At 42.3% G+C, this 24,606-nt stretch carries 23 protein-coding genes; 4 read left to right on the top strand and 19 right to left on the bottom strand.

The window, feature by feature from the left end:
* Window positions 1-110: 110 nt before the first annotated feature.
* The 5 genes from GHD25_RS12245 to GHD25_RS12225 form a co-directional block, all read right to left on the bottom strand.
* Window positions 111-1,049: a diacylglycerol/lipid kinase family protein gene (locus GHD25_RS12245; protein ID WP_164217239.1), complete on the bottom strand. Its 939-nt coding sequence runs from the start codon at window positions 1,047-1,049 to the stop codon at window positions 111-113.
* A 119-nt stretch (window positions 1,050-1,168) separates the two neighbouring features.
* The gene (locus tag GHD25_RS12240) at window positions 1,169-2,092 is read right to left on the bottom strand and encodes an NERD domain-containing protein (protein ID WP_346426787.1); all 924 of its coding nucleotides are present in this window, start codon (window positions 2,090-2,092) and stop codon (window positions 1,169-1,171) included.
* Window positions 2,067-2,645 carry an RNA 2',3'-cyclic phosphodiesterase gene (gene thpR, locus GHD25_RS12235; RefSeq protein ID WP_164217237.1) on the bottom strand — a complete coding sequence of 193 codons (579 nt, stop codon included), beginning with the start codon at window positions 2,643-2,645 and terminating at the stop codon, window positions 2,067-2,069. The genes GHD25_RS12240 and thpR overlap by 26 nt, the downstream gene beginning before the upstream one ends.
* 15 nt (window positions 2,646-2,660) lie before the next feature.
* Window positions 2,661-3,377: a pseudouridine synthase gene (locus tag GHD25_RS12230; protein ID WP_164217235.1), complete on the bottom strand. Its 717-nt coding sequence runs from the start codon at window positions 3,375-3,377 to the stop codon at window positions 2,661-2,663.
* 12 nt (window positions 3,378-3,389) lie between these two features.
* Window positions 3,390-5,009, bottom strand: coding sequence for a putative polysaccharide biosynthesis protein (locus GHD25_RS12225; RefSeq protein WP_164217233.1), 1,620 nt, complete (start codon window positions 5,007-5,009; stop codon window positions 3,390-3,392).
* A 1,354-nt stretch (window positions 5,010-6,363) separates the two neighbouring features.
* Here GHD25_RS12225 and GHD25_RS12220 point away from each other — a divergent pair.
* The gene (locus GHD25_RS12220) at window positions 6,364-7,626 is read left to right on the top strand and encodes a BaiN/RdsA family NAD(P)/FAD-dependent oxidoreductase (RefSeq protein WP_164217231.1); all 1,263 of its coding nucleotides are present in this window, start codon (window positions 6,364-6,366) and stop codon (window positions 7,624-7,626) included.
* A complete protein-coding gene (locus GHD25_RS12215) occupies window positions 7,611-7,979 on the top strand; it encodes a hypothetical protein (RefSeq protein ID WP_164217129.1) in 369 nt (122 codons plus the stop codon). The genes GHD25_RS12220 and GHD25_RS12215 overlap by 16 nt, the downstream gene beginning before the upstream one ends.
* A gap of 59 nt (window positions 7,980-8,038) precedes the next feature.
* Here GHD25_RS12215 and GHD25_RS12210 read toward each other — a convergent pair whose 3' ends face one another.
* The 5 genes from GHD25_RS12210 to GHD25_RS12190 all read right to left on the bottom strand — a co-directional run bounded on the left by GHD25_RS12210 (window position 8,039) and on the right by GHD25_RS12190 (window position 14,347).
* Window positions 8,039-8,380: a helix-turn-helix domain-containing protein gene (locus GHD25_RS12210; protein WP_164217229.1), complete on the bottom strand. Its 342-nt coding sequence runs from the start codon at window positions 8,378-8,380 to the stop codon at window positions 8,039-8,041.
* Window positions 8,381-8,806: 426 nt separating this feature from the next.
* The gene (gene dacB, locus GHD25_RS12205; RefSeq protein ID WP_462943709.1) at window positions 8,807-10,273 is read right to left on the bottom strand and encodes a D-alanyl-D-alanine carboxypeptidase/D-alanyl-D-alanine endopeptidase; all 1,467 of its coding nucleotides are present in this window, start codon (window positions 10,271-10,273) and stop codon (window positions 8,807-8,809) included.
* A 102-nt stretch (window positions 10,274-10,375) separates the two neighbouring features.
* Window positions 10,376-11,314, bottom strand: a complete 939-nt coding sequence (locus GHD25_RS12200; RefSeq protein WP_164217227.1) for an MBL fold metallo-hydrolase — start codon at window positions 11,312-11,314, stop codon at window positions 10,376-10,378.
* A gap of 7 nt (window positions 11,315-11,321) precedes the next feature.
* Window positions 11,322-12,509, bottom strand: coding sequence for a CaiB/BaiF CoA transferase family protein (locus GHD25_RS12195; protein WP_164217225.1), 1,188 nt, complete (start codon window positions 12,507-12,509; stop codon window positions 11,322-11,324).
* A gap of 248 nt (window positions 12,510-12,757) precedes the next feature.
* Window positions 12,758-14,347, bottom strand: coding sequence for a long-chain-fatty-acid--CoA ligase (locus tag GHD25_RS12190; RefSeq protein ID WP_164217223.1), 1,590 nt, complete (start codon window positions 14,345-14,347; stop codon window positions 12,758-12,760).
* 185 nt (window positions 14,348-14,532) lie between these two features.
* Here GHD25_RS12190 and GHD25_RS12185 point away from each other — a divergent pair, with 185 nt between their 5' ends.
* Complete coding sequence (locus GHD25_RS12185; RefSeq protein ID WP_164217221.1) at window positions 14,533-15,783, top strand: DNA polymerase IV; 1,251 nt, start codon at window positions 14,533-14,535, stop codon at window positions 15,781-15,783.
* A gap of 196 nt (window positions 15,784-15,979) precedes the next feature.
* On the top strand, window positions 15,980-16,654 hold the full coding sequence (locus tag GHD25_RS12180; protein WP_164217219.1) for a peptidylprolyl isomerase: 675 nt from the start codon (window positions 15,980-15,982) through the stop codon (window positions 16,652-16,654).
* A 115-nt stretch (window positions 16,655-16,769) separates the two neighbouring features.
* Here GHD25_RS12180 and GHD25_RS12175 read toward each other — a convergent pair whose 3' ends face one another.
* The 9 genes from GHD25_RS12175 to GHD25_RS12135 all read right to left on the bottom strand — a co-directional run bounded on the left by GHD25_RS12175 (window position 16,770) and on the right by GHD25_RS12135 (window position 24,574).
* Window positions 16,770-17,069: a TIGR04104 family putative zinc finger protein gene (locus GHD25_RS12175; protein ID WP_164217217.1), complete on the bottom strand. Its 300-nt coding sequence runs from the start codon at window positions 17,067-17,069 to the stop codon at window positions 16,770-16,772.
* A 23-nt stretch (window positions 17,070-17,092) separates the two neighbouring features.
* Window positions 17,093-18,049, bottom strand: a complete 957-nt coding sequence (locus tag GHD25_RS12170) for an LLM class oxidoreductase (RefSeq protein WP_164217215.1) — start codon at window positions 18,047-18,049, stop codon at window positions 17,093-17,095.
* Between the two features lie 180 nt (window positions 18,050-18,229).
* Window positions 18,230-19,003 (bottom strand): class I SAM-dependent methyltransferase, encoded by a 774-nt coding sequence (locus tag GHD25_RS12165; protein ID WP_164217213.1) that lies wholly within the window; start codon window positions 19,001-19,003, stop codon window positions 18,230-18,232.
* 117 nt (window positions 19,004-19,120) lie between these two features.
* On the bottom strand, window positions 19,121-19,888 hold the full coding sequence (locus GHD25_RS12160) for a class I SAM-dependent methyltransferase (protein WP_164217211.1): 768 nt from the start codon (window positions 19,886-19,888) through the stop codon (window positions 19,121-19,123).
* Between the two features lie 39 nt (window positions 19,889-19,927).
* The gene (locus GHD25_RS12155) at window positions 19,928-20,830 is read right to left on the bottom strand and encodes a DNA-3-methyladenine glycosylase family protein (protein WP_164217209.1); all 903 of its coding nucleotides are present in this window, start codon (window positions 20,828-20,830) and stop codon (window positions 19,928-19,930) included.
* A gap of 405 nt (window positions 20,831-21,235) precedes the next feature.
* A complete protein-coding gene (locus GHD25_RS12150) occupies window positions 21,236-22,147 on the bottom strand; it encodes an ABC transporter substrate-binding protein (RefSeq protein ID WP_164217207.1) in 912 nt (303 codons plus the stop codon).
* 26 nt (window positions 22,148-22,173) lie between these two features.
* Entirely contained in the window at window positions 22,174-22,920 is a 747-nt protein-coding gene (locus tag GHD25_RS12145) for an ABC transporter permease (RefSeq protein ID WP_164217205.1), read from the bottom strand.
* Between the two features lie 8 nt (window positions 22,921-22,928).
* Entirely contained in the window at window positions 22,929-23,900 is a 972-nt protein-coding gene (locus tag GHD25_RS12140; RefSeq protein WP_164217203.1) for an ABC transporter ATP-binding protein, read from the bottom strand.
* Window positions 23,901-23,923: 23 nt separating this feature from the next.
* On the bottom strand, window positions 23,924-24,574 hold the full coding sequence (locus GHD25_RS12135; RefSeq protein ID WP_205601356.1) for an ABC transporter permease: 651 nt from the start codon (window positions 24,572-24,574) through the stop codon (window positions 23,924-23,926).
* Between the last annotated feature and the right edge of the window lie 32 nt (window positions 24,575-24,606).

The raw sequence follows: 24,606 nt of genomic DNA, 5'->3' as shown, positions 1-24,606 counted from the left end.
TAAGGAGAACCATGCATCGATCCACCGCCCAGAAAATTCACTTTGTTGGACGAGGTATTCTAAGTAAGCATATACATATTCGAAAGAATCCTTTGCGAGGCCGGGTTTTTCTAAGAAACTCCCTGCTTTTCGCTTTCTGCCATTCCCAATAAGGAAATCCCTTTTTTCTCTTTTGTTATTTTACACGAATAACAAGTGCCTGTCTGCCCATCCACCTGGTAATCCATTTCTCTGTTGGAAATTATTTCAAGGGTTGATGTTTCAAAAAGTTCTACTTCGCTATATTTAATATGCTTCCCAGTAAAAACTGTCATAAATAAGGCCAAAACTTTCCTTTTTGATATAGATTGAATTACAAGTACAGAGAACTTATTTGGCTGGATTTTGGATGTGGGATTGATTTTCATTCCGCCCCCATAATATGGATGATTTGTAATAGTAACCATCCAGCAATCCTTCAGCTCTGTCACTTCCCCATTATTTTTCAGTTCTATTTCCATTGGTTTAAACATAATTAATACTTGAATAAGTGCGAAGACATAACTTAACTTACCAATGTTGAAAAAGTTCAATATACGTTTGTATAAGGAATAATTTGCTTTTTTTGCAATCAATGCATCAAACCCGAATCCCATACTATTCACAAATATCCGCTTTTTCTCATCTTCCATACGATATTCGCCTGGAAAGTATGGAGTGTATACTGTCCCATCCACTACCCTTTCCAGTATCTGCAGCGGTTTCTCCCTTAATCCGATTCCACGGGCAAAGTCATTTCCTGATCCCCCGGGTATAAAGGCAATCAGCATATCCCGATGACCAGCCCCATTAATCACTTCATGCAAAGTGCCATCCCCGCCAACCACAATAATTGCATTAATTTCCTGCAAACTCGGCAAAGACCGAACAATTTCCTCCGCATGACCTTCGTATTCCGTATAATAATATGCCTTTTCTATCTTCTGATAAAGGTCTGTCTTTTGCAGCTTTGAAAAAATCCGTTTCGCTCTGCCGTTTCCTGCCTTTATGTTTACAATAAAAATATACATAACATCTATTCCTTCTCTGCGAATCCGGAAAACTTCGATTCCTTCTCCCGGACCCGTCTAATAGCAGCGATATAGCCTAAAAACTTCCTTGCCGCTTACTTAAGGAAACTATCCTATTCTTAACAGCCAAACTCATCTGTATCCTCTTCCCACTCCGGCCGCTTTACGGATGTGGTCCGGCAAAATTTCAGCAATGCTTCAGCTGTTTTTAATTGATAACTTTTTAACGGAGAATCCAGCTGCCTTTTTTCCTGAAACCATGTCTCATACTGCTGCCTTCCGATTACCTTTGTTTGATATGGTTCACGGGCGAAAACAATTGGATTGACCCTGGATAGAATGGTTTTTTTAATGGGGAAATCATGCTGTTCGGCATGTAAGATACTTTGTATTATTTTTTCGGTTCGCTTCAAGGCAATGGAGGGATTCAATATTTTCCGCTGATTCTGCGATGTTTCGATCAGCCATGTTCGCTCATTTCCTGCCATAATGCTGGCACCCTCTTCTGCTTCCAGCAGATAAATAATTTCCACACCAATTGGACTGATGATGACGATCTCCCCATCAACAGGGGCATTTTTTATTGAAAAAATCGGATAATACATTATTAGATACGTATCCGGAAACCGCTGCAGAAAATACTTTAAAACAGGGTCGGCATAATAGGATGTATCTATAAAAGAGGTATCCGTTACCGTTGAGGTGGCCCATTTTAATTGAAAGGGAAGCAGCTTATCCAGAAAGTACTGTTTTAATTCTTGTTCAGTCTCAGGCAGTATTTCTTGTTCTTCCTGTTCTTCCCCAGTTTCACGGATATGGTTATCTTTTTTGCTAAACATTGATTTAATGCGGGACAAGGCTGACTGCTGTTCATTCTTTGATTCTATAAATTCCATTTCATTTTCCGGATTCTCCCATATGCTGTAGAGTTTGTTCCATTGATCTTTTTTCAGCCGGATATATTGACTCGGATATCGGTAGACATCCCATTCATACCGGGAAATATAATCCTGTAGTTTAATGAGCTGTGCGATTGCTGCCACCTCCCTGTAATGGATATATGGAAACAGCTTCGTATTTTGGATTTTTTTGCGGATGTATACGAAACAAAACAATATTTTTTACATGCCACTTTTGCATTTCCAGCTTTTTTCCTTGTATAACCTCGTTTATATTTTCTATTTCCTTACCATTCCATTTTTTGGCTAACGTGATATGTGGACGGTAATCACGTTTTTCCTTTTCATATCCGGCATCCAAGCAATGTTCCTCCACTTTTTCCTGCAGCTGTTTGAGTTGTTCAGTTTTCTCTACACCTGCCCATAGCACCCTCGGTTTCTTTGGATTTCCAAATGTGCCAAGCCCCCCTGTCTCTAAAGTAAAAGGGGCAGACTGCTCCATATTCTGTAATTGATGCTGTAATAAGCTTACTTCATTATCGGCAACCGGACCTAAAAACTTAAGCGTAATGTGAAGATCCCTCTTATGCGGCCATTGTTTATAAGGCAATTCCCTTTTCAATTCCTGCTGCAGCTTGGAAAAATAGTTCTGAAGCATCTCCGGCAAGTGAATGGCAATAAAATAATGAGACGACATATATACCCGCCTTCCCTATTTTTTTAATGTCTCCAGGCTGCTCTGTTCCTCCTCTGTCAGCCTGCGGTAAGTACCTATCGGAAGACGTTCATCCAGCGTAATCCCTCCCATGGATAACCGCTTTAGGTAGACTACTTTTTTTCCGACAGCCTGAAACATCCGCTTAATCTGATGAAATTTTCCTTCGGTAATCGTGATTTCCACCTCTGAATCTTCTCCGCTTTTTAAAATACGGAGCCCGGCGGGTTTAGTCTGATAACCGTCATCAAGTACGACGCCCTTTTTAAAACAATCTATATCCGTTTCCGTCACTGTGCCATTTATTTTTGCAAAGTATGTTTTTTCTATCTCTTTTTTTGGCGAAGTAAGCTCATGCGCTAATTCACCGTCATTAGTGAGCAAAAGCAGACCTTCCGTATCCTTGTCCAGCCTGCCGACACAAAATGGATCAAAATGCTTTTCCGCAGTGTCCAGGAGGTCAATCACGGTTTCATCCTTTGCATCCGCAGTAGCTGAAACGACACCGGGCGGCTTATGCAGCATAAGATAAATATATTTTTCATAATGTATTATCTTCTCATCAAGCTTGACCACATCAGCAGCAGGATCTACCTGGAAGCTTCCATCCCTGATGATCTTATTATTGACAGTGATTCTTTTTTTCTTCAGCATGGTTTTAACATCTTTTCTGCTGCCATAACCTGCATTGGAAACAAGTTTATCCAAGCGCATCTTCACCCACTCCTATCTTCCGAAAATACGATCCAATACTTTGATTCTGCTTCCCAGCACCCGCTCCAGCAATGTGGAATGATAAGCGAACCATAAATAAATGAACGCACCGCCAAGGACACCGATAGTTAGCATAATAATTGCTCCCCATCGCGTTTCTTCATAAGGAATAAACAAGCCGAAAACAAGTTTTAATATCAAAACGGCAGCTGACATTATCACAACAAATATACCAACGAGCATGGTACGTTTAAAGATCTTTTTATAAGAAAAATCAATCGCAGCTTTAATCCGCCATAAATTTAGTACAACAGAGGTTACAGCAGCAAGCGCAGTTCCAAAAATAGCTCCTTTTGCCCCGAACATATGGATGAGCTGAATATTCAGCAAAACTTTTAAAAGTAATCCTGCTGCCAAACTGTAGACAGCATACCGCTGCTCATTAATCCCCTGCAGTACTGCAGAAGAGACAGTAAACAATGCAAAAAACAAAGCAACGGGTGCATACCAGGCAAGCAAATTTCCGGTTATTTCTAAATTTTCCATGCCGTATAATGCCCCGTAAGCTTCGTGGGACAGCAATGATAAGCCAACCACGGCCGGAATAATCAGCACCAGGATCGCCTGAAATGCCTGGTTAATTTGCTTTGCCACAAGTGTTTTATCATTTGCAAAAAATGATTTTGTCAAAGCAGGCATAGCTGCGATGGATAATCCAGTAGCCAATGTGACTGGAATAATTGCAAGCTTATGACCGTAAAAATTAATCGTTGCAAATGCTTCAGCCCAAATTTCCTCTTGCCCGATCGCAACCATGGCCCTTTCAAATGTGAATTGATCCGTTAATTGATACAACGGAATAGCAAGGCCGACAAATACAAATGGTCCGGCATAGCGAAACAGTTCTTTAAATAAATCCCCGGTTGGCATGTCATGGGTATATGTCTGTTGCTGTCTCTGCCTGTTAATATACGGCCTGCGTTTCCTCCAGTAAGTATATAATACCGCACAGGACGCCAAAGCTCCGAGAAACGCCGCGAACGTGGAAAATCCGACCGCGGCTGTTACTGTACCGCTTAAAAGACGAATAATTACAAACGATCCACCTAATACAAAGGCAATCCGTACAATCTGCTCAATAACCTGGGATACCGATGTGGGTCCAAATGACTGATGTCCCTGAAAAAACCCCCGGGCAATACTCATGGCAGGAATTACAAGCAGTGCGACACTGACCGTCCGAATGACAAATGTAACATCCGCCACCGTAATGCTATCCGGGTCATCACTGGTAATCATTTGACCGGCTAGAAACTCTGCACTAAAAAAAAGAGCCAAGAATGCCAGCACACCAGTAATACTCATTAATGCCAGCCCGGCTTTAAACATGCGCATACCGGTTTCATAATCACCGAGGGAGTTGTACTTGGATACAAATTTCGATACAGCCATCGGTACGCCAATGGTTGATAAACTGATAAATATACTGTATGGCGTATAGCCTAATTGGAATAATGCACCTCCGGCCGGACCCACAAGATGATGAAAAGGAATGACATAAATCATCCCCAGAAATTTTGATAAAAATGACGCACCTGTCAAAAGCATGGTGCCTCTCATAATATTCGACATTATTTCACCCGCAATTTTCTATTTATACGTTTGTTTGGTTAAGTATGCCTGTATGTAAAAATAGCTTCAGCCTGGAAAAACCCGCATTCGCCCGCCTTTTAGTTTAAATAAACTAATGGTCCTTGTGATCCACCTAAACCTTTTATGTATACGATTCACGCCATTTACAAGATGACTGAAAACTGCAGTTCCTCGTTCCGCAGGACTAGAGTTCCTCGTCCCGCCAAAGGCGTTTGGGACTGCGGGAACAGGGGTTCCTCGTCCCACCAAAAGCGTTTGGGACTGCGGGACAGAGGTTCCTCGTCCCACCAAAAGCGTTTGGGACTGCGGGACAGGGGTTCCTCGTCCCACCAAAAGCGTTTGCTCGCTCAGGAGAGCGATTTTCTAAGAGCTTACATGCGTTAGTTTTACTTATACTTAAGACTTTTAGCTTTTCAAATCGACTTTTTAGCCCTGAATTTTACTTCTAACATGAAAAAACAAATACCTTGTCTTATTTTATCACATCTTATTTAAATACAACACGTGAAACACCAGGACGGTTCTTTTGTTGCCATTAAGGATCAGGCAGCATGCGTATTCGTTCACTCATCGCGCTTCCTGGCAACGAATGAAGAGATTTTTACGGCATTTCGTTCACTCATCAGCTTTATCTGGCAACGAATAAGAAGATTTTTACGTCATTCGTCCACTCATCAGCATGATCTGGCAATGAACGAGTGGATTTTTACCTCATTCATCCACTCATCAGCATGATCTGGCAAGGAATGAGAGGATTTTTACCTCATTCGTCCACTCATCACGCCTTTCTGGCAACGAACGAGTGGATTTTTACCTCATTCATCCACTCATCACGTTTATCTGGCAACGAATGAGAGGATTTTTACCTCAATCGTCCACTCATCACGCCTTTCTGGCAACGAATGAGGAGATTTTTACGTTATTCGTCCACTCATCACGCCTATCTGACAACGAATGAGGAGATTCTTACGTCATTCGTCCACTCATCCCAGCTATCTGCCAACGAACGAGAGGATTTTTACATTATTCGTTCACTCATCCCAGCTATCTGGCAACGAGCGAGGAGATTTTTACGGCATTCGTCCACTCATCCCAGCTTTCTGGCAACGAACGAAAGGATTCTTACGGCATTCGTCCACTCATCAGCATTACCTGGCAACGAATAAGAAGATTTTTACCTCAATCGTCCACTCATCACGCCTTTCTGGCAACTTACATACCATACATTTTCCCTTCAGAAAAAGAAATAACCAATAATTCCACTTCTTAATAGCCTTGCTTATAAGGAAATGATAAGATACAGGAACAATAAGTTTTACAGGAGGAAGAGTCCATGGAATATGATGTCGTTGTCATTGGCGGGGGACCATCCGGATTAATGGCAGCCATTGCTGCAGCAGAGCATGGTGCGAACACATTGCTATTGGAAAAAGGAAAAAAGCTTGGCAAAAAGCTTGCCATATCCGGAGGCGGCAGGTGCAACGTGACAAACCGTCTTCCCGAGGACGAAATTATCAAGCACATACCTGGAAATGGCCGGTTTTTATACAGTGCTTTTTCCGTGTTCAATAATGAAGATATTATTGCCTTTTTTGAAGATTTAGGTGTAGAGCTGAAGGAAGAAGACCACGGACGCATGTTTCCTGTTTCCAATTCGGCAAAATCTGTCGTTGATGCGTTGATACACAGGCTGGATCAACTTCTGGTAACAGTGCAAATGAATACAAAGGTGGAAGCTGTGCACTATAACCAACATGTTCATACTGTGATACTTTCCACTAAAGAAAAAATAAACACAAAAGCAATTGTCATTGCAGCAGGGGGAAAAGCTGTGCCGCATACTGGATCTACCGGGGATGGCTACGCATGGGCCAAAAAAGCAGGCCATACCATTACCGAGTTATACCCAACCGAAGTGCCGCTCATTTCAAAGGAGAAGTTTATTCAAAGAAAAGATTTACAGGGACTCTCTTTACGCGATGTGGCACTGTCAGTAATCAATCAAAAAAATAAACCTATCATCACCCACCGCATGGATATGATCTTTACCCATTTCGGGGTCTCCGGGCCAGCTGTATTGCGATGCTCCCAGTTTGCCGTAAAAGAGTTCATGAAAGGGAAAGAAGAAGTAAAAATGATGCTGGATATCTTGCCGGATGAAAAGGAAGATGCCTTAATCACTCGAATTCAGGAAATTGTCTACCGCCAGCCTAAAAAATCATTGAAAAATCTGCTGAAAGGCCTCGTGCCTGAACGAATGCTTTTATATATCCTCCAAATAAATGATGTAGAGGAGGAACAAAAGGCTGGTACTGTTTCCAGGGAAACCATACGTTCCATCGCCGGCAGCTTAAAAAGGTTTACCTTCCATGTTCGCGGTTCCCAGCCAATAGAAAAGGCATTTGTAACCGGCGGCGGTGTGTCAATTAAAGAAATTGTACCAAATACAATGCAATCCAAAATAATGCCGCGGCTGTACTTTTGTGGTGAAATCCTTGACATTCACGGCTATACAGGGGGATACAATATTACGTCAGCTTTAGTAACCGGAAGATTGGCCGGTACTAACGCAGCATCGAAATGGAACACCGGATAATTCATTCTGCTTTCCCGCTGGCAGATGATACCTCACATGTTTCCCTATTTTTGCAGCAAGCTATGACTGTCCGAGCTTTTAAATTTGGATCATGGAAAGGATGGCGTTGTATGCAGAAAAATGGAGTGTGGATACCTCTCATTGCATCTGTCGGTGTCGGAGCAGCTACGTTTTATACGATGACGAGTAACAACCGGAATTTAGGGCAAACCATGCAGCAAATGATCCCGTTGGTCGCCCAAATGAGCGGCAATAACGGCGGTGGGCAACAGCAGGCTCAGATGAATAACAATAACGCTGGAGCACAACAACATTCCCAGTCTCAACAGCTTGGACCATACGGTATGAGCTAACAGCAACTGTCACGGCATTCGCTTTTATGAGCGGATGCCTTTGTTCATTTATCACAACGTCAATCTTTATCCTTTTGCTCATTTTGCCATTTAGCAAATTCGATGACTTTCTTTAATTCCTGCAGCTCATCCTTTTCCACTCCGGACTTCTTTAATTCTTTGATAAATTCTATCCACTCTGGATCAGACAGCACCTGACTTTCAGATTGCATGTCAATCAGCATGCCAATGTCCACTTCCAGGACCTCTGCTATTTTTTCCAAAATATGAATGGAAGGGTTCTGATTCAAATTTCGTTCAATATTGCTTAAATATGATTTTGAAATGTTTGCCCGCTGCGCACACTCTGATAAGGTGAGCCCTTTTTGTTCCCGGATTTTTTTTATATTTTTCCCTATCATAATTTATACCTCGTTTTTTAATTTTCTAATGGCTTCGGACACTGCTGAACCGACGAGAAAATCCAAAAAGAAATTTAAGTCTTTATTATTTTTTCCCGAAAACACTTAATTCATGAAAACTTTTCTAAAATTCCATACGGATTTTACTGCTTTATTATTAGCGGGATATAATCAATGGCTGTTCATTGATTGTCGCAGGCACGGCTGCCCAAGTGGAGCATAACTAATACTCATTCAATTCATTATAGAGAACGAAATTATTAAGAAATCTATACCTCCAACTGAAATTCACTACTAGTTTAGTTCTTAATAATGAACATGTCAATAGGCAAATGAGGAATAATGACATATTTTTTTAAAATAAAAATGTGCCAGTAAAAAGGACTCTTCAGCCAAAATGGCCAGAAAAGTCCTGATTGTCCCTTTTTATCCATAATTTGTAATGATCTCCACGATCCTGTCTTCCAGTTCCTTTCCTTCATCCTCTAAATCATCCAGTAAATTATTAATCATTATGGAGAAAATTAATTTCTTGCCTTTGCTTGTTTCCAAATAACCCGACAGCGTTGTTACACCGTTGATGGTCCCTGTTTTCGCCTGCACATTTAGCCCGTGCATTCTTTCATGCAATGTACCGCCAATCATGCGTTCTTGCTTGCCGGCATGAGGCAGGGAATTAAGAAATATGCTGAACCACTCTTCGTTTTGAGCCGCATACAAAAGATTGGAAATTTCATTGGCGGGGATGAGATTATTATGCGAAATACCGGAGCCATCCTTTAATGACATGGTGTCTGTATCCATATCGAATTTTGGCAGTACCTCTTCCATCACATCCAGCCCTTTTTCCCAGCTTCCCTCACCGTAAACCTGTTTCCCCATTTCCTTTACTAAAACTTCACCTATTCCATTATTGCTTAATTTCATAAAAGGTATGAGCAGTTTTTCCAGCGGGGTGGAAGAATGCTCCAGGAGTATCTCTGTATCCTTGGGTGCTGCTTCTGCATATATATCCCCACCTATAGTTATGCCGTTTCTTCCAAGTGCCTGCCGAAAAAGAGCCAAGGCATATCCAGTCGGGTCCCACACACTCATTCGCTCCTCCACCTGTTCTGAGCCGGCAGGAATCGTGCCTTCTACCATGATGGTATTTTCCGCATGCCGGCGGGTAACCGTAATTTCCTCTTCTCCTCCATTCGAACCGGTGACTGCTTCGTTTATAACGGTGACATAATCTGTCTCAGGCCGTATATATACATTGGGCGGCTGTCCCTCTGCTCCAGGTTCGATTTCTATAATGACAGACCCTGAATCATAATCATAGTCTGCGGAGGCTGTTAATGCTGATACCTGGGATCCGTAATGATACTGCTCATCACTCCATATCATATCAGTGGACAAACGCACATCATCATACCAGCTGTCATCACCGATAACATTTCCTTCAATTGTAGTTATTCCAAGCATTTTCAGCTTTTCGGCAAAGGTATCAAAATCTTCGGGCAGCAGTGTCGGATCACCTTTTCCGACTAGATAAAGGTTGCCTTGAAGAGTGTTTCCCTTTTGCTTTCCGTCAGTATGAATTTCCGTTTTAAATGAATAGCCCTCTCCCAGCACCTCCAGAGCAGCCGCTGCTGTCAATAGCTTCATATTGGAAGCCGGGTGCAGCCTTGTGTTCGCGAAATGCTCATACAGTCTCTCATTTGTTCCTGCATCCCTGATACTTACCCCGATTAGTGCGCCCTGCAATAAAGATTCACTATTAATAAATGTATCCAATTGATCTTTCAATAAGTCCCTCTCCTCTGTTTGATTTGCTTCTATTAATTGAGGAAAAAGTGCAGTGAACAGGATAAATAGAAGAAAAAAGCATGGATGGATTCGTTTAAAAATAGAACATACCTCCTTGCATAAGACCTTTTTCAGTATGTCCACAAAAAGGGTTCCCATTCGTACCATCGGAACATTGATTTCCATCCAGTTTTTCTCTGTCTTTTATCTGTGATATATGTAGCCTTTTTCACTCATTTCCCGCTTACATTCCCCTTGATAGCGTAAATATTCCAAATGTGCGAGTGTTTCTCCGATGGCAAAACGCGTTTCATGTACGGTCAATGTTTTTCGGAACATTTTTTGACAGACATCATAAACAGTCCCTCCTTCATTCAACAACTCCAGCGTAACATTAAGTCTGTCATCATGATGCGCCTGGATCTCCCGGATCCGATCATTTGCCCCGTAAAAAGGTCTCCCATGAGAAGGAACAACAATCTCAGCATCAAGTTCACTCAGTCTGTCCAAAGAATTCAAATAGGATTTCAGCGGATTAGGATCGCCGTGAAACCAATAGGAAATATTTGGTGTGATCTTAGGTAATATTTGGTCCGCAGAAAGAAGTAAATTATTTTCCCTATTATAAAAAACAACCATCCCATCCGAATGACCTGGTGCAGAAAAAATCTCATATTCATTATTTCCAAGTACAAGGGTCTCCTTTTCCTGCAAATAATGATTCACCGTCGGATATGGCGTAACCCGGGGAATAAACTCCATCGTATTATTTTTCATCCTTTTTGAAATATCTTCCGGAACCCCTGCCTGTCGATAATTTTGTTCCAGTCCCTCTATTGCCTCTTTTTCCCAGGATAACTTTCCATTCTTTTCATCTGTTTCCGACATCCACACATGGGCACCGGTCTTTTTCTGCAGCGCACCGGCATATCCGAAATGATCTGGATGATAATGGGTTAGAATAATATCCGTAACTTCTTTTCCCGCCAATTCTTTTTTCCACCGCTCCATCGTTTCCTGGTTATGCAGCCCGGTATCAATTATTTTCCAGCCATTTTCGCCTTCAGCCAAGAAGCAATTAACATGGTTTAAACGAAACGGAAGGTTTAATCTTATTTGTTTCAGTCCAAATTTTTCCAACAAGCTGTATTCACTTCCTTTCCAGCTCTCCAAATACATTCTTATCACTCATCGCTTTGATTTTATCCTCGTTCCATCCAAGGTTTTTCAAAATTTCAATGGTATGTTCACCGCGTTTTGCACCAATATGCTTATATTTCTGCTGGTATTCCGAAAACCTAAATGGGGAACTGATTTGACGCTGCATGTCTCCGTCGGACTTCGGAACTTCTGTAATCATATTCCTGGCCTGGATCTGCGAATGGTTTACTGCCTCCGAAAAGCTGAGCACCGGCTCCACACATGCATCCACATCTTGAAAAACAGTCGTCCATTCATCATAGTTTTTTGTCAGGAAGACTTCTTTGATTGCTGCTTTGAAGGCAGCAATATGCTCAGGGCTGTTACTTAAAGCCGCTTCTTTCATATGTTTCAGATCAAGTGCTTCACAGAGGCTGAGACGGAACTGGGGTTCCAGACTGCCGACGGAAAAAAATCTGCCATCCTTCGTTTCATAATAATCATAATGAGTTTGTCCATTTAAAAATGCCCTTTCTGCTTCCGGCTGGACACCTTTCGTTATGTAACCGGGGCCAAACATGGCGTTAAGTGCAAAAGCTGCGTCTGTCATGCTCAGATCGATGTATTGTCCCTCACCTGTCTGCTGCCGGTGGATAACTGCTGTTAAAATTGCAATCACACTATGTAAAGAACCGCCTGCCAAATCGGCGATCTGAATACCCATAGGAACCGGCTTTTCCTGTTTTCTGCCGGAATAGCCGTTGATCCCTGCAATGGAAAGATAATTATTATCATGACCCGGACGATCTCTGTAAGGTCCGGTCTGCCCATATCCGGACAGGGAGCAATAAATGATATTCGGATTCACCCGCTTTAACGTTTCATAATCAAGACCAAGCCGCTCCATGACTCCAGGCCTGAACTGTTCCAGCACCACATCGTACTCCTGAATAAGCTCTTTTACAACCTCTATTGCTTCTTTCTTTTTTAAATCCAGGGTAATTGATTTTTTCGATCGGTTTAAATGCTGATGTGCCGCGGAGGATTCCCCGTCCTTTGGATCCATTTCCCTGATCAAGTCGGGTAGATTCGGGGCCTCCACCCGCAATATTTCCGCACCCAGATCAGCCAGCATCATCGTAGCATATGGACCGGGAAGCAGCTTCGAAAAATCAAGTACTTTTATATGCTGTAACATATCCTCTCTTCCTCCCCCTTTTTCATAATGTCTTTTAGAAATCTTCACTGCAAAACTTCACCTAATTGCCCTCTGAAACATCTATTGAAAACAATATCGGGCCAATTTTCCGCAAAAACTGCTTCCATGGCCTGTGCCGGGCCTTTTTTTCACAACTATCAGCAATTTCCTGGACATACTAAAAAAAAACGATACCGGGAAATTAAATGCTCCGCTTTCCCGGTATGGATTTTATTTCTTCCCGATTACTAATTTACTTTTTTAGTACCTTCCCAATGCATTTCCCTCAAACGGAATTTCTGCAGTTTTCCTGTAGCGGTTTTCGGGAGCGCTTTCACAAATTCCACTGCTTTTGGCGCTTTAAAATGTGCCATATTTTCACGGCAGTAATCTATGATAGCCTGTTCCGTAACCCCGGCATTGTCTTTCCGTACTATAATCGCTTTTGGCACCTCTCCCCATTTTTCATCAGGGATGGCGATAACTGCTGCTTCCAATACATCCGGGTGTTTATACAATACACCCTCTACCTCGGTGGATGAAATATTTTCCCCGCCTGAGATGATCATATCTTTCACACGATCCCGAATCTCTATATAACCGTCCGGATGCGTTACTGCCAGGTCACCTGTGTAGAACCAGCCGTCTTTCATGGCTTCTGCCGTTTTTTCCCGGTCTTTGTAGTACCCTTCCATGACTACATTGCCGCGGGTAACAATCTCTCCCAGTTCTTTTCCGTTCCATGCCACTTCCTGCCCGTCCTGCTGAACCACTTTCGTCTCGCCGTTAAATGCCAGTTCAATTCCCTGTCTTGCTTTAATCATTGCCTGCCCATCCGCTGATTTTTCATCAAATTCCTTTTTCCATTCATTATATAAAATAAAGGGTGAGGTTTCCGTTAAGCCGTATACATGTGTCATATTCAGACCGAGAATATCCTGTGCTTTCTGAATCAATGCTGCTGCCGGAGGAGCTCCTGCAGTCGCCATGCGGGGTCTTGTTTTTATTTCTGTCTCCTTTGCTTTCGGATCATTGATCAGCATATTGACCACGGTTGGCGCTCCGCATAACAGGCTGATTTTTTTATCCTCAAATAAATCGAGAATCAGCGGCGGATCCACTTTTCTTAAACAAACATGTGTCGCCCCGGCTGCAGTAATTGCCCAGACACCGCCCCATCCATTGGCGTGAAACATTGGCAGCGTGTGCAGATAAACATCATCATGCTCCACTCTTAAATGATACATAAAGTTCGCAGCATTAAGATAATTCCCGCGATGGGTAAGCATGACTCCTTTTGGTTTGGATGTTGTTCCGCTCGTGTAATTCAATGTGAGCAACTGGTTTTCATCGATTTCCACTTCCGGTGGGGAATGATGCGGGACACGCTCCAGGAATGCTTCATAATCCAATCCTTTTACTGCAGACTCATACCCTTCCACGGCAACAACAATGATTTCTTCCAGAGATAGGTGGTCTTCCACTTCTTTAATGGGCTCTGTAAATTGTTCGTCCACTATTAGCATTTTCGCATCGCTGTGATTGATGATATACTCCATATCTTCTGCAGAAATCCGGTAATTTAAAGGCACCATTACCGCACCAAGCTGACAGATTCCGTAAAAACTCTCCAGCATATAATGTGTATTCGGGAGCATAACCGCCACATGATCCCCTTTCCGTATACCTGCTTCATGCAAAGCAACAGAAAGTCTGTCTGCCCGCTCTCCAAACTCCTCGTATGTAAATTCCTTTTCTCCATCAATGACCGCCTTTTTCTGCGGGTAATATTTGACTGCCCGCCGCTTCCAGTCCAGTGGGGTCAATGGTGAAAACATATGCCTCATCTCCTTCAAAGTTGTATAACAATTACAATAAATGATAATATACTTATTTTTATCTTACAAGCAGAAAAAATTGTCTTTGAAAATTCAATCATTCAGAAATTGTATTTATTACCATTGCTAAAGTCCTATTTTCTGCATATAATAGGAACAAACGTTCCTGTTAGGTGGTGATTTTCATGGATTATTCTTCTTATCCAAGAAATGATGTACTTTGTATTGATATGCGTTCCTTTTATGCAAGTGTAGAAGCTGTAAAATTAGGGCTGGATCCAATGAAAACCATGCTGGCGGTGGTTGGTGATCCGAATAGATCAGGGAGTATTGTGCTGGCAGCCTCCCCGGAATTAAAAAGAAAGCATGGCATCAGCAATGTGAGCCGTTTTTTTGAGCTACCGGATGACCCGGACATTCATATTGTTCCGGCACATATGGCTGATTATTTGCGGGTGTCGATGGAAATCACGAGGCTGATTAACCAATATGTTCCAAAGGAAGCCATTCACCAGTATTCCGTGGATGAAGTCTGGGTGACGGTCAATGGGCTGCAAAGATTATTCGGAGATCGCTGGGAGATTGCACGAAAAATAAAAACAGATATTCTCGACAGCTTCGGGATCACCTCGTCGATCGGGATCGGTGATAATAAATTTCTGGCTAAAGTGGTAATGGATCTGCACGCAAAAAAAGCAGGCATTGCCGAATGCAAATATGAAGATGTCGAAGAAAAACTTTGGCCTTTTCCTGTGGAGGATATTTGGGGAATTGGCGGCAGAATGAAACGGAACCTGAACCGGATGGGAATTGTTACACTCGGACAGCTGGCAGGATTCAGCCTGGAGCAACTTAAAAAACGTTTCGGAGTGATGGGAGAACAGTTGTATTGGCATGCATGGGGCATTGATTTAAGCCCTATTTACGGCGACTTTACCAAAACCGAACAAAAAGGCTTTGGCCACGGCATTTCATTGCTGCGTGACTACACAAAGGAAGAGGTGTCGGTTTGTATCCTCGATCTTTGTGAGGAAGTGTGCCGCAGAGCCAGAACAGCCAATCAGGTTGGTAAAACCATTCATCTTGGCATTGGCTACGGGAAAGAAACAGGCGGCGGTTTTTCCCGTTCCCGCTCCGTGTCCATCCCCACCAATGTTACAATGGATATGTATGAGGTATGCATGCAGCTGTTTCATGAATTTTATGATGGGAAAAGCAATATCCGCCGCGTCTATGTTACTCTGGATAATCTATTTGATAAAGGGGAAACACAATTGAACCTGTTTGAGGACCGCGCCAAAAAAACGGATATCGGCTATGTCATGGATGCTATCCGGGCCAAGCACGGATCTACGGCTATTCTGCGGGCAACAAGTTATACCAGCGCCGGCATTACGCTTGACCGGAGCAAGAAAATCGGCGGACATTTTGCGTAATTTGGACGTCTGCCTTGTCTTTCAATTTCAAAGAAGAGCAGAACGCAGATTGATTTTGTGAATTTCGGCATTTTATTTGTGAACTTCTAACCAAAAAAACAGTTTCAAAAAAGGGGACTTTCTCCCGTTTTCCACCAGGAAAAGACATGCTATACTAAATGCGGTCATATTTTTAGAAAGCAAGGAGAGGAAAAATGTGCGGGCAAAATACAAAACCTTATTAATTATTTCAATCAGCCTTTTATTCCTGCTGGCAGCCTGCGGACAGGATGACGGGGAGCAGGCGGATGAAACGGCAGAACAGCCGGAGGAAGAAACCAACGAACAATCCAATTACCCGGAAGACGTAGAAGAAAATCCGGTGGTAACCATTACGATGGAAAATGATGAACAAATAACGGCCGAACTTTATCCGGAAATTGCACCGAATACGGTAGCCAACTTTGTATCCCTTGTGGAAGACGGATTTTATGACGGATTGATCTTTCACAGGGTCATTCCGGGCTTCATGATCCAAGGCGGAGATCCGGAAGGCAACGGAACCGGCAATCCAGGCTATGCCATCCCGGGTGAGTTCAGTTCCAATGGCTTTGAAAATGATTTGGAGCATGACCGCGGCGTTCTGTCGATGGCGAGATCACAGGACCCTGATTCAGCCGGGTCCCAGTTTTTCATTATGACGGAACTATCCCCGCATCTTGATGGCGATTACGCGGCATTTGGGGAAGTAACGGAAGGGATGGAAGTGGCTGATGAGATCGTCTCGGCAGAGCGGGACGATATGGACAGGCCGCTTGAAGACCAGCAAATGAAGGAAGTAACCGTAGACACAAAAGGGTATGATTATCCGGAGCCGGAGAAAGTGGATTAAAAAGGCACCTTGTGCAGTAACACGCTATTAATTATAACGACATAATTAGCAGCGTGTTTTTTCATTATGATTCAAGAAAATTACAAAAAAATGTTTGGATTGCCCTCCAAATAATTTACCATAAATGTTCCTCCTGGCTGGATAATTCAACGAGAAACGGATAAATAAGCATAATTCCCATCCCCGCTGCCAGGTAAAGGCCTAAAGCAGTAAAAATATTTACATCAAAAAAGAAAGGAATAAAAATAAGGAATGGGATAATCATGGTAAGCAGTGCACTCCGCTTCCTCGCTCTGGAGGTAACGTATTGCTTCTGACTACAGTGCGGACACGGCATGGCCGTATCTAAAGTAAATGATTTCTTCACCGTTTGTTTCCATGTCCACTTCTGATTACAACTTTGACAAACAGGCATTATTTCCACCTTCTTTCCTTCGTTTATCTGACACTTGATAATGCAGGAAAATGCGGAACGACTTCCTCCCCGAGCTCCTGAATCATCTCATCCACTGGGCGTTTGGCTGCTTTAAAATTAAATGCCACATGGTTTACACCGATTTTTCTCAGGTCATCCAAATAGGATATTAAATAATTACGCCCGCTCCGGAATCCAAGCTGCATGTATGTTGGCTCTTCATTTGGATCTTCTGCTAAATCCAAAGACAGGGACTGGGCAAAAGGTTTGAAGCCGTTAGTGAAAGAACGCCACTCCTTCATCCGCAGTGCCTGCAAGTCTATATTTCTTTGGTAAAAAAACCAGCCATCCCCGTATTGTGCAATCCAGGCAGGTGTCTGGGATGCATTTCCTGTAATCAATACCGGTATATCCCCAATGGACGGCTTGGGAAGTAAATCGGCATCTTGCAAATTGGTCGTTGTGGAGCTGATTTTCGGAAACGGCTCCTTCCACGTTTGTCTCATCACATAAAGCGTCTCACGGAATAGCTGTGCGCGCTTGTCTCTGTCCGTGGAAAAAGCGGAAAATTCAATTGGCCGATCGCCTGCAGCAAGACCGAGAATCAGTCTGTTGCCGGAAATCCGATCAAGAGAAGCCGCTGCTTTTGCAGTATGTAACGGATGGCGCAGCGGTGTAACAATACTTCCGGTCCCTAAAGCGATTCTTTTTGTATGGGCCGCTATATATCCAAGAAAAACCCATGGATCATACATCTGTCCTGCGTCGCCAAATCCGGGGTCATAAAGCGGAACATCCCTGACAAATAGAGAAGCAAAACCCGCTTCTTCTGCCTGTTTTGTAAGTTTCAGCTGCTTCTCCACATCCATTTCCGGGATACTTCCTTCATAAGATTCCAGGGGGAAAAACAATCCCAATGAAAGATAATTCTCTTTAAACATGTAGGTATAGCCTTGATGTGCATTAAATTTATTGGACATTGAAATCACCTGAAATAAGAACAGTACTCATAAATACCTCTCCCAAACCAATATGCAAACCTTTCAAATATATATTATTTTAATTATAACACAGGAAGAAATTGTTTTTTCTTACACTTCAATGGACAGAACCGGAAGTTTACATGCTCCGAAGCCGACAAATACACAGGAAAACTTTTTCTATACCGGATTACACTCCTTATTAACAACAGCCTCATACGTAATCATTTGACTTTCTTCCGTCGGATATACTCCATATTCATAATCCGCGGAAATGACAATATCCTGAAACCCCAGTTGTTCCAATATCAGTTTAAATTCTTCCACACCATACCAGCGCAGCGGAAATTGCTCCAGTTCTGTCTGTACCAGCTTGCCATTGTCCCATTTTTCATATCGATGATGAGACATAGTGTACTGGTTGATATAATCTACTTCCACTTTTTTCGTTTCCAGAGTAATCATTTCCCCATCTCCGAGTTCCCATGTCCTCGTTGATATATTCTCCATCGATAAGTCAGTTTGCAACGACAGGTCCAAAACCAGTTTTCCACCTTCAGCAAGATGATAATAAAAGTTTTTCAATGCCTTGATGGAATCCTCTCTCCTGTGCAAAAGCAGGAAAGTTCCAGTCGGCACAATAATAGCTTCATATTTTTTATCAGATAGGAAAGATTCCATATGATCCTGAAATAAATCCGGGTTCAGTCCTCTTGTTTCACAGTTCCTGCGGCATATTTTTAGCATATCCTCTGAAACGTCGAAGCCTTCCACTCTCAGCCCTTTTTCGAGTAAAGGAATAAGCATCCTGCCCGTCCCGACTCCCGGCTCCAGAATAGTACCCGTACAGGAAGCCAGTTTCCCGCTGTAAAATTCGACATCCCCGAAAGACCGGCCAATATATTTATCGAGGTCATATACTTCTGAAGAAAGTTTGCTGTAATAACTAAACATGTATTCATCCCCATTTGTTTTTTCATCTATTATCCATTTTCTTTATGAAAAAATGATATCAGAAATAAAATGAATGTTAATATCTCTTGCTCCCTTTTTTTGTTAAACTTTAAATCTTTATTTTCCTTCTTTTGCTTCAGCAACAATCAACCTAAGCGCCCCTTCAAAAAAAGGCTGTGTACGATATTTGCCATACTTCCTGTCCCATTCGCCTGATTCCAGTTCCTCTTTCAGCAATTGCACACCATGCAGCTCCTCTTCTTCTGATACAAAACCCCAGGCAGATTGATTATTTCTTATTTCTTTATCCAGGAAAGCTTCAGGACGGCCATAGAAAGCTTCCTGAAATCCATCAGCACAGTCGATAGGTATGGGAATCGTAATGATCTCACAGTTTCCTCCCAATACATCCATAATAAATTTTACAGAAGGATATCTTTCCTTCTCTGCCTGCACAACTTCAGGAAAATAGTTTACATTCCAAAAGATGTCCAACGCATCGGGATCAAACGTCATAACAATGACTCTACCTTTACTGACTCTCAGCAATTCCTGCAAGCCTTTTTCCATATCCCCCCAGTGATGAATGGTAATCATTGCCATGGAGGCATCAAAAGAATCATCATCGAAGGGCAGGTTCTCTGCAGTTCCAATGACTGCCGGAGCTTTATTCTTTTGTGCCCGCTGTAAACGCATCGTTTTAGAAGGTTCCACTGAAATAACATATTTATCCTTGGGCTCATAGGAACCGGTTCCCGCTCCGACATTCAGGACAGTCTGTGCCTCTCCAATAGCTTTTTCGACATAGGCTGCAATTCTTTGATCCGTTTTTCTGTAACTTCCGTATGTTTGCCCGTCCTTATCATAATTAAATTGTGCAGACATTCGCAGCTTCTCCTTCAAAGAATATATTTTATATTAATGTTATCCATTCGACATCCAGAGATAAAAGACCGCATACGCCTCCCAGCCGCTCAAATGAGCAGCCATCTCCTCAATTTCTTCTATTTCAGGTTTTCTATCCCAGCCAAGCTGTGATTTCAGTGCATTATGCAGACCGACATCTGCCACAGGAAATGCATCAGGATGCCGAAAGCATTTCATTCGCACATATTCCGCGGACCAATGCCCTATTCCCCGAATAGCCATCAGTTCTTTTTTTAATGAGAGCGGATCCAAATGCTGTAATTTTTCCTTTGATAGTGCCCCATCCCTGATCATTTTTGCCATATCGATAATATATTCCGCTTTTCTTATACTGAATTGCAGCTCCCTGAGTGCTTCAGGGTCTAAATCGGCAATTTTCTCTGCACGCGGAAATAACCAATATTTTGTTCCTTTATATGTAATATGCGCGCCATAAGTATCAATAAATCGGCGCTTGACTTTATATGCAAAAGTAAGATTAATCTGCTGGCCGATTACCGCCCAGGATAATGCTTCAAATAAATCGGGAATGCCTACAATCCGCATCCCATAATGTTTATGAACTAAAGGCCGCAACAATGGATCCTTTTCGGCAAGCTGATAGAAAGGAAGAATGTCCGTATCCATATCAAACCAATCATTCACAAACTGTGCTGCTTGGTTTTTACCCCGCAAAGACGGAATTGATTCGGGAAACGAAACTTTTACACCCTCGGACCCTTCCTCTATCCTGCCCAATACAGCACCTTCATTTGTCGGGATCAGGATAAGCACATGCTCATTAACCAGTTCATAAATTATCTCCTTATCCCTTTTCTTCAGCCAATTCAGACATGAACTAAATTGAAAGGGCTGCCGCGCTTTTACTGTAATATAATTTTTATGATCCTGCCAGTCCATTGCATCACCTTCTTGAATTACTCAAAAAATTAATGTCCCCGTTTATCGATCACTTCATTTATGTATGGCGTCCATATATATTTTTATTGAGTTTGGAAGGGAAAATCCGCTACCAGACCATTTCCTTTCCTGGATTGATTCAAATTCATATATAGTTAACCTGTACAAATCATAATAAGTTTTTGATTGGGTTTTCCATTGAGACAAACTCCTCCCATTCTTTTATTTATATTGTACAATTGTATACCCCTTTTGCTCTCCTTCCCCTATTTCATCCTCATTGTACCATAAATATCAATATTCTGAATTAAAATGTAAAAATAGGGTATTGATCTAATAAAAAATGGGGCAAACAAAATTTTGCCTGCCCCAGGAAATGTTAAACACTTTATGATTAATAACCTGTTACTCTAAAAACCCGTTCTCTTCCAGGTATTCTCTAGCCACATCATTGACAGATCTCTCTTCTATATCTACCTGGTAATTTAACTCACGCATAATTTCACTGTCCAGTTCATCCGTCAGCGGCTGCAGCAATTCCCGGATTTCCGGATAGTTTTCGTACGTGTTTTCCGTCATGGAGAGTGCCGCATTATACGATGGGAAAAATTCTTCCGGGTCTTCGAGATTGACCAGGTTTAATTCCCGGATACGGCTGTCCGTTTCAAACCCCATTGCTACATCCACTTCGTCATTCTCCAAAGCGTCATACTGCAGGCCGTAGCTCATTTCTGATATATTATCGCTGCCAAATTCAAAACCATATGTTTCTTCTACCCCTGGAAGTCCGTCATCACGATTTCCAAATTCCGCATCAGTGCCAAAGCGTAATTCACCCGGGTTCTCGTTCACGTAGTCTGCCAGGTCGGCGATGCTGACAATCCCCAATTCTTCTGCTCTATCTTCTTTCATGGCAATGGTATACGTGTTATTTACCTCCATGAGGTTGGTCCAATAAATCCCATTTCGTTCCTGGTCCAGTTCATTTACTGTCTCATAAGCTTCTTGTTTGTCTGCTATCGGCTCCTCGCCCATATAAGTGACAAGTCCTGTTCCCGTATAATCAAACGTGATATCCACCTGCTCATTTTCCAGTGCCTGCCGCAAAGCCGTACTTCCGAGATTACTCCGTTCTTCCACATTAAATCCATTTTCCTCAAGAATAATGGTTCCCATTTGTGCAAGCAGGAATTGTTCCGTAAAGTTCTTTGCTCCAAATGTAATTTCCTTACTTTCTCCATCATCTGAACCGCCGCACGCAGTTAATGTTGCAGCAATTAAAAGTACTGTAATTAAACTAATTATTCTTTTCTTCATCTTGCTGAATCTCTCCTTATCCATATTTAATCTGTAACTGCTTTTGTTGCAAGCCTGTTTCCTTTAGGCACAAGCACATACTGAAGCCCCCGGAAAATGAAATCGACTAACACAGCCAACAGAGTTACCGGTATTGCACCTGAAATTAATGTTTGATTATCGTACAGCTGAATACCAGTGAAAATCCATACCCCTAATCCCCCGCCTCCAATTAAATAAGCGAGTGCTGCAGTACCTATATTTAATACAACAGCCGTTCTTATACCGGCAAGGATGGAGGAGGATGCGTTTGGCAGCTCAACTCGAAACAGTATTTGCAATGGGGTCATCCCCATACCTTTTGCTGCGTCTTTCATTTCCGGCTGCACAGAATCCAATCCTGCAATCGTGTTTTGCAGAACCGGAAGTAAAGAATAAACATATAGTGCCACTATTGCCGTTGGCATTCCTATCCCCAAAAAACTCATGGCCAGCGCCAAAACGGCTAAACTGGGTATTGTTTGGCCCAGATTTGCAATATTAACAATCAGCCATTCAGATTTACGAAACCACGGTCTGGTGATTAAAATACCAAGTGGCAGAGAAGTCAATATCGCCAAACCTGCCGAAATAACCGTGAGCTGTATGTGCGCCGTCAGCAGCCCTTTAAATGTCTCCGGTTCATTAAATATTTTATCAAACATATTTTCGCTGATTGCCCACCAGAAAAAAGCAATTACCAGTGCCCACAGGGTAATCCGAACAATATACGCAATAATTTTCTTTGAATTCATCACTCTTGCTAAGCTCCTCTTACTTCCCGGTTAATAAACGTTTCAATGAGATCAAATGTCAGGCTGCCGTGGGCTTCACCCTGATCATCCGTTATCAATAACTCATCCGCTTCCTTATTCAGCAGCATGGAGAGTGCTACACGAAGAGAGGTATCGATGGTAATTTCTTTTGTATCCTGTATGTCTTCCTCTTTACTTTTCAGTCCTAATGCTTCAACAAGATCATTTACTGTATAAAGCGACATGCTTCTTAACACACGGTCTTTGCCAATGAATTCCGAAACGAAATCATTTTTGGGACGGTGCAGCATTTCTGTTGGTGAGGCATATTGCATAATTTGTCCCTGCCTGAGCAGGGAAATTTTATCGCCCATTTTTACAGCTTCATCAATATCATGACTGACAAAAAGAATGGTTTTCTTTACTTCTTTTTGGATTGTCAGAAATTCATCCTGAACTTTTTCCCTGATAATTGGATCAAGCGCACCGAATGGCTCATCCATCAACATGACCGGCGGGTCGGAAGCCATAGCTCTCGCAACTCCAATGCGCTGCTGCTGCCCGCCTGATAATTCGTGCGGATACCTTTTTCGATACTCATCCGGGTTTAATCCGATTAAATCCATCAAATAGTTAAATCGATCCCGTTTTTTCTTTCGGTCCCAGCCAAGTAAATCCGGTACAATCATCGTATTTTTCTCAATGGTCATATTGGGAAATAGACCATTACTTTGGATAACATATCCGATGTTCCGGCGCATTTTAATTTTATCCATTTCTTTCACATTTTGACCATTCACATTTATTTCCCCGTCAGTAATGGTTTCAAGCTGGTTAACCATACGAAGCAGAGTCGTTTTACCGCAGCCGGAGGGACCGAGCAGAATAACAAATTCTCCTTCATTTACCGACATGGTGATGTCATCGACTGCTTTCACTTCTCCTCCATAAATCTTTGTTACATTTTTAAAATCGATCACTATTTATCACCTGCTTTCATCAATTATTTAACCCCTGGCGATGTAACTCTTTTTTGAATAAATTTTAAAATAAAATCCGCAACCAGTGCCAACAGCGATACAAATACAGCACCGGCAAGAACCATATTGCTGTTCCCGCGGCTTATGCCAGAATTAATAAGAACACCGAGTCCGCCGGATCCAATAAATGCAGCAATTGCTCCGATGCCGATATTTAATACTGTAGCCGTACGGATACCGGCCATAATGAGCGGCATCCCATTAGGTATTTCCACCCTGGTGAGCCGCTGAAAAGTAGTCATGCCAATCCCTTTTGCCGCATCTCTTATATTTGGATCCACATTTTGAATAGCTGTATACGTGTTTCTAATAATGGGCAGTTGCGAATACAAAACCAATGCGATTAAAGCCGGAAGAAAGCCAATCCCCTGATTAATGATGGAGAGAATTGGAATCATGATTCCAAATAAAGCAATACTTGGTATGGTCAAAATGATGGATGCCACCTGCAATACGGTTTCCGCCAGATACTTATTTGTAGTCAGATAAATTCCAAGCGGAACACCAATGAGTATGGCAATAACAATTGCCAGACTGACCAGTTGAAGATGCTCCATTGTATAGGCAAAAATATTATCCCAGTCATTCTGGACATAGTTAAAAAAATCGATCATTCTATTACCACCTCCTTCATTTCAAAGTACCT

The sequence above is a fragment of the Virgibacillus aidingensis genome (genome assembly GCF_010994035.1).
Classification (GTDB): Bacteria; Bacillota; Bacilli; order Bacillales; family Amphibacillaceae; genus Virgibacillus_N.
This window is presented reverse-complemented; position numbering and strand designations above follow the sequence as displayed.

Coding starts and splice junctions, on each gene's coding strand:
- GHD25_RS12220 (WP_164217231.1), top strand. CDS start 6,364: ATGGAATATGATGTCGTTGTCATTGGCGGGGGACCATCCGGATTAATG.
- GHD25_RS12145 (WP_164217205.1), bottom strand. CDS start 22,920: ATGAATTCAAAGAAAATTATTGCGTATATTGTTCGGATTACCCTGTGG.
- GHD25_RS12185 (WP_164217221.1), top strand. CDS start 14,533: ATGGATTATTCTTCTTATCCAAGAAATGATGTACTTTGTATTGATATG.
- GHD25_RS12135 (WP_205601356.1), bottom strand. CDS start 24,574: ATGATCGATTTTTTTAACTATGTCCAGAATGACTGGGATAATATTTTT.
- GHD25_RS12195 (WP_164217225.1), bottom strand. CDS start 12,509: ATGTTACAGCATATAAAAGTACTTGATTTTTCGAAGCTGCTTCCCGGT.
- GHD25_RS12160 (WP_164217211.1), bottom strand. CDS start 19,888: ATGTCTGCACAATTTAATTATGATAAGGACGGGCAAACATACGGAAGT.
- GHD25_RS12190 (WP_164217223.1), bottom strand. CDS start 14,347: ATGTTTTCACCATTGACCCCACTGGACTGGAAGCGGCGGGCAGTCAAA.
- GHD25_RS12245 (WP_164217239.1), bottom strand. CDS start 1,049: ATGTATATTTTTATTGTAAACATAAAGGCAGGAAACGGCAGAGCGAAA.
- GHD25_RS12225 (WP_164217233.1), bottom strand. CDS start 5,009: ATGTCGAATATTATGAGAGGCACCATGCTTTTGACAGGTGCGTCATTT.
- GHD25_RS12215 (WP_164217129.1), top strand. CDS start 7,611: ATGGAACACCGGATAATTCATTCTGCTTTCCCGCTGGCAGATGATACC.
- thpR (WP_164217237.1), bottom strand. CDS start 2,645: ATGTCGTCTCATTATTTTATTGCCATTCACTTGCCGGAGATGCTTCAG.
- GHD25_RS12170 (WP_164217215.1), bottom strand. CDS start 18,049: ATGTCCAATAAATTTAATGCACATCAAGGCTATACCTACATGTTTAAA.
- GHD25_RS12230 (WP_164217235.1), bottom strand. CDS start 3,377: ATGCGCTTGGATAAACTTGTTTCCAATGCAGGTTATGGCAGCAGAAAA.
- GHD25_RS12165 (WP_164217213.1), bottom strand. CDS start 19,003: ATGTTTAGTTATTACAGCAAACTTTCTTCAGAAGTATATGACCTCGAT.
- GHD25_RS12210 (WP_164217229.1), bottom strand. CDS start 8,380: ATGATAGGGAAAAATATAAAAAAAATCCGGGAACAAAAAGGGCTCACC.
- GHD25_RS12150 (WP_164217207.1), bottom strand. CDS start 22,147: ATGAAGAAAAGAATAATTAGTTTAATTACAGTACTTTTAATTGCTGCA.
- GHD25_RS12155 (WP_164217209.1), bottom strand. CDS start 20,830: ATGGACTGGCAGGATCATAAAAATTATATTACAGTAAAAGCGCGGCAG.
- GHD25_RS12175 (WP_164217217.1), bottom strand. CDS start 17,069: ATGCCTGTTTGTCAAAGTTGTAATCAGAAGTGGACATGGAAACAAACG.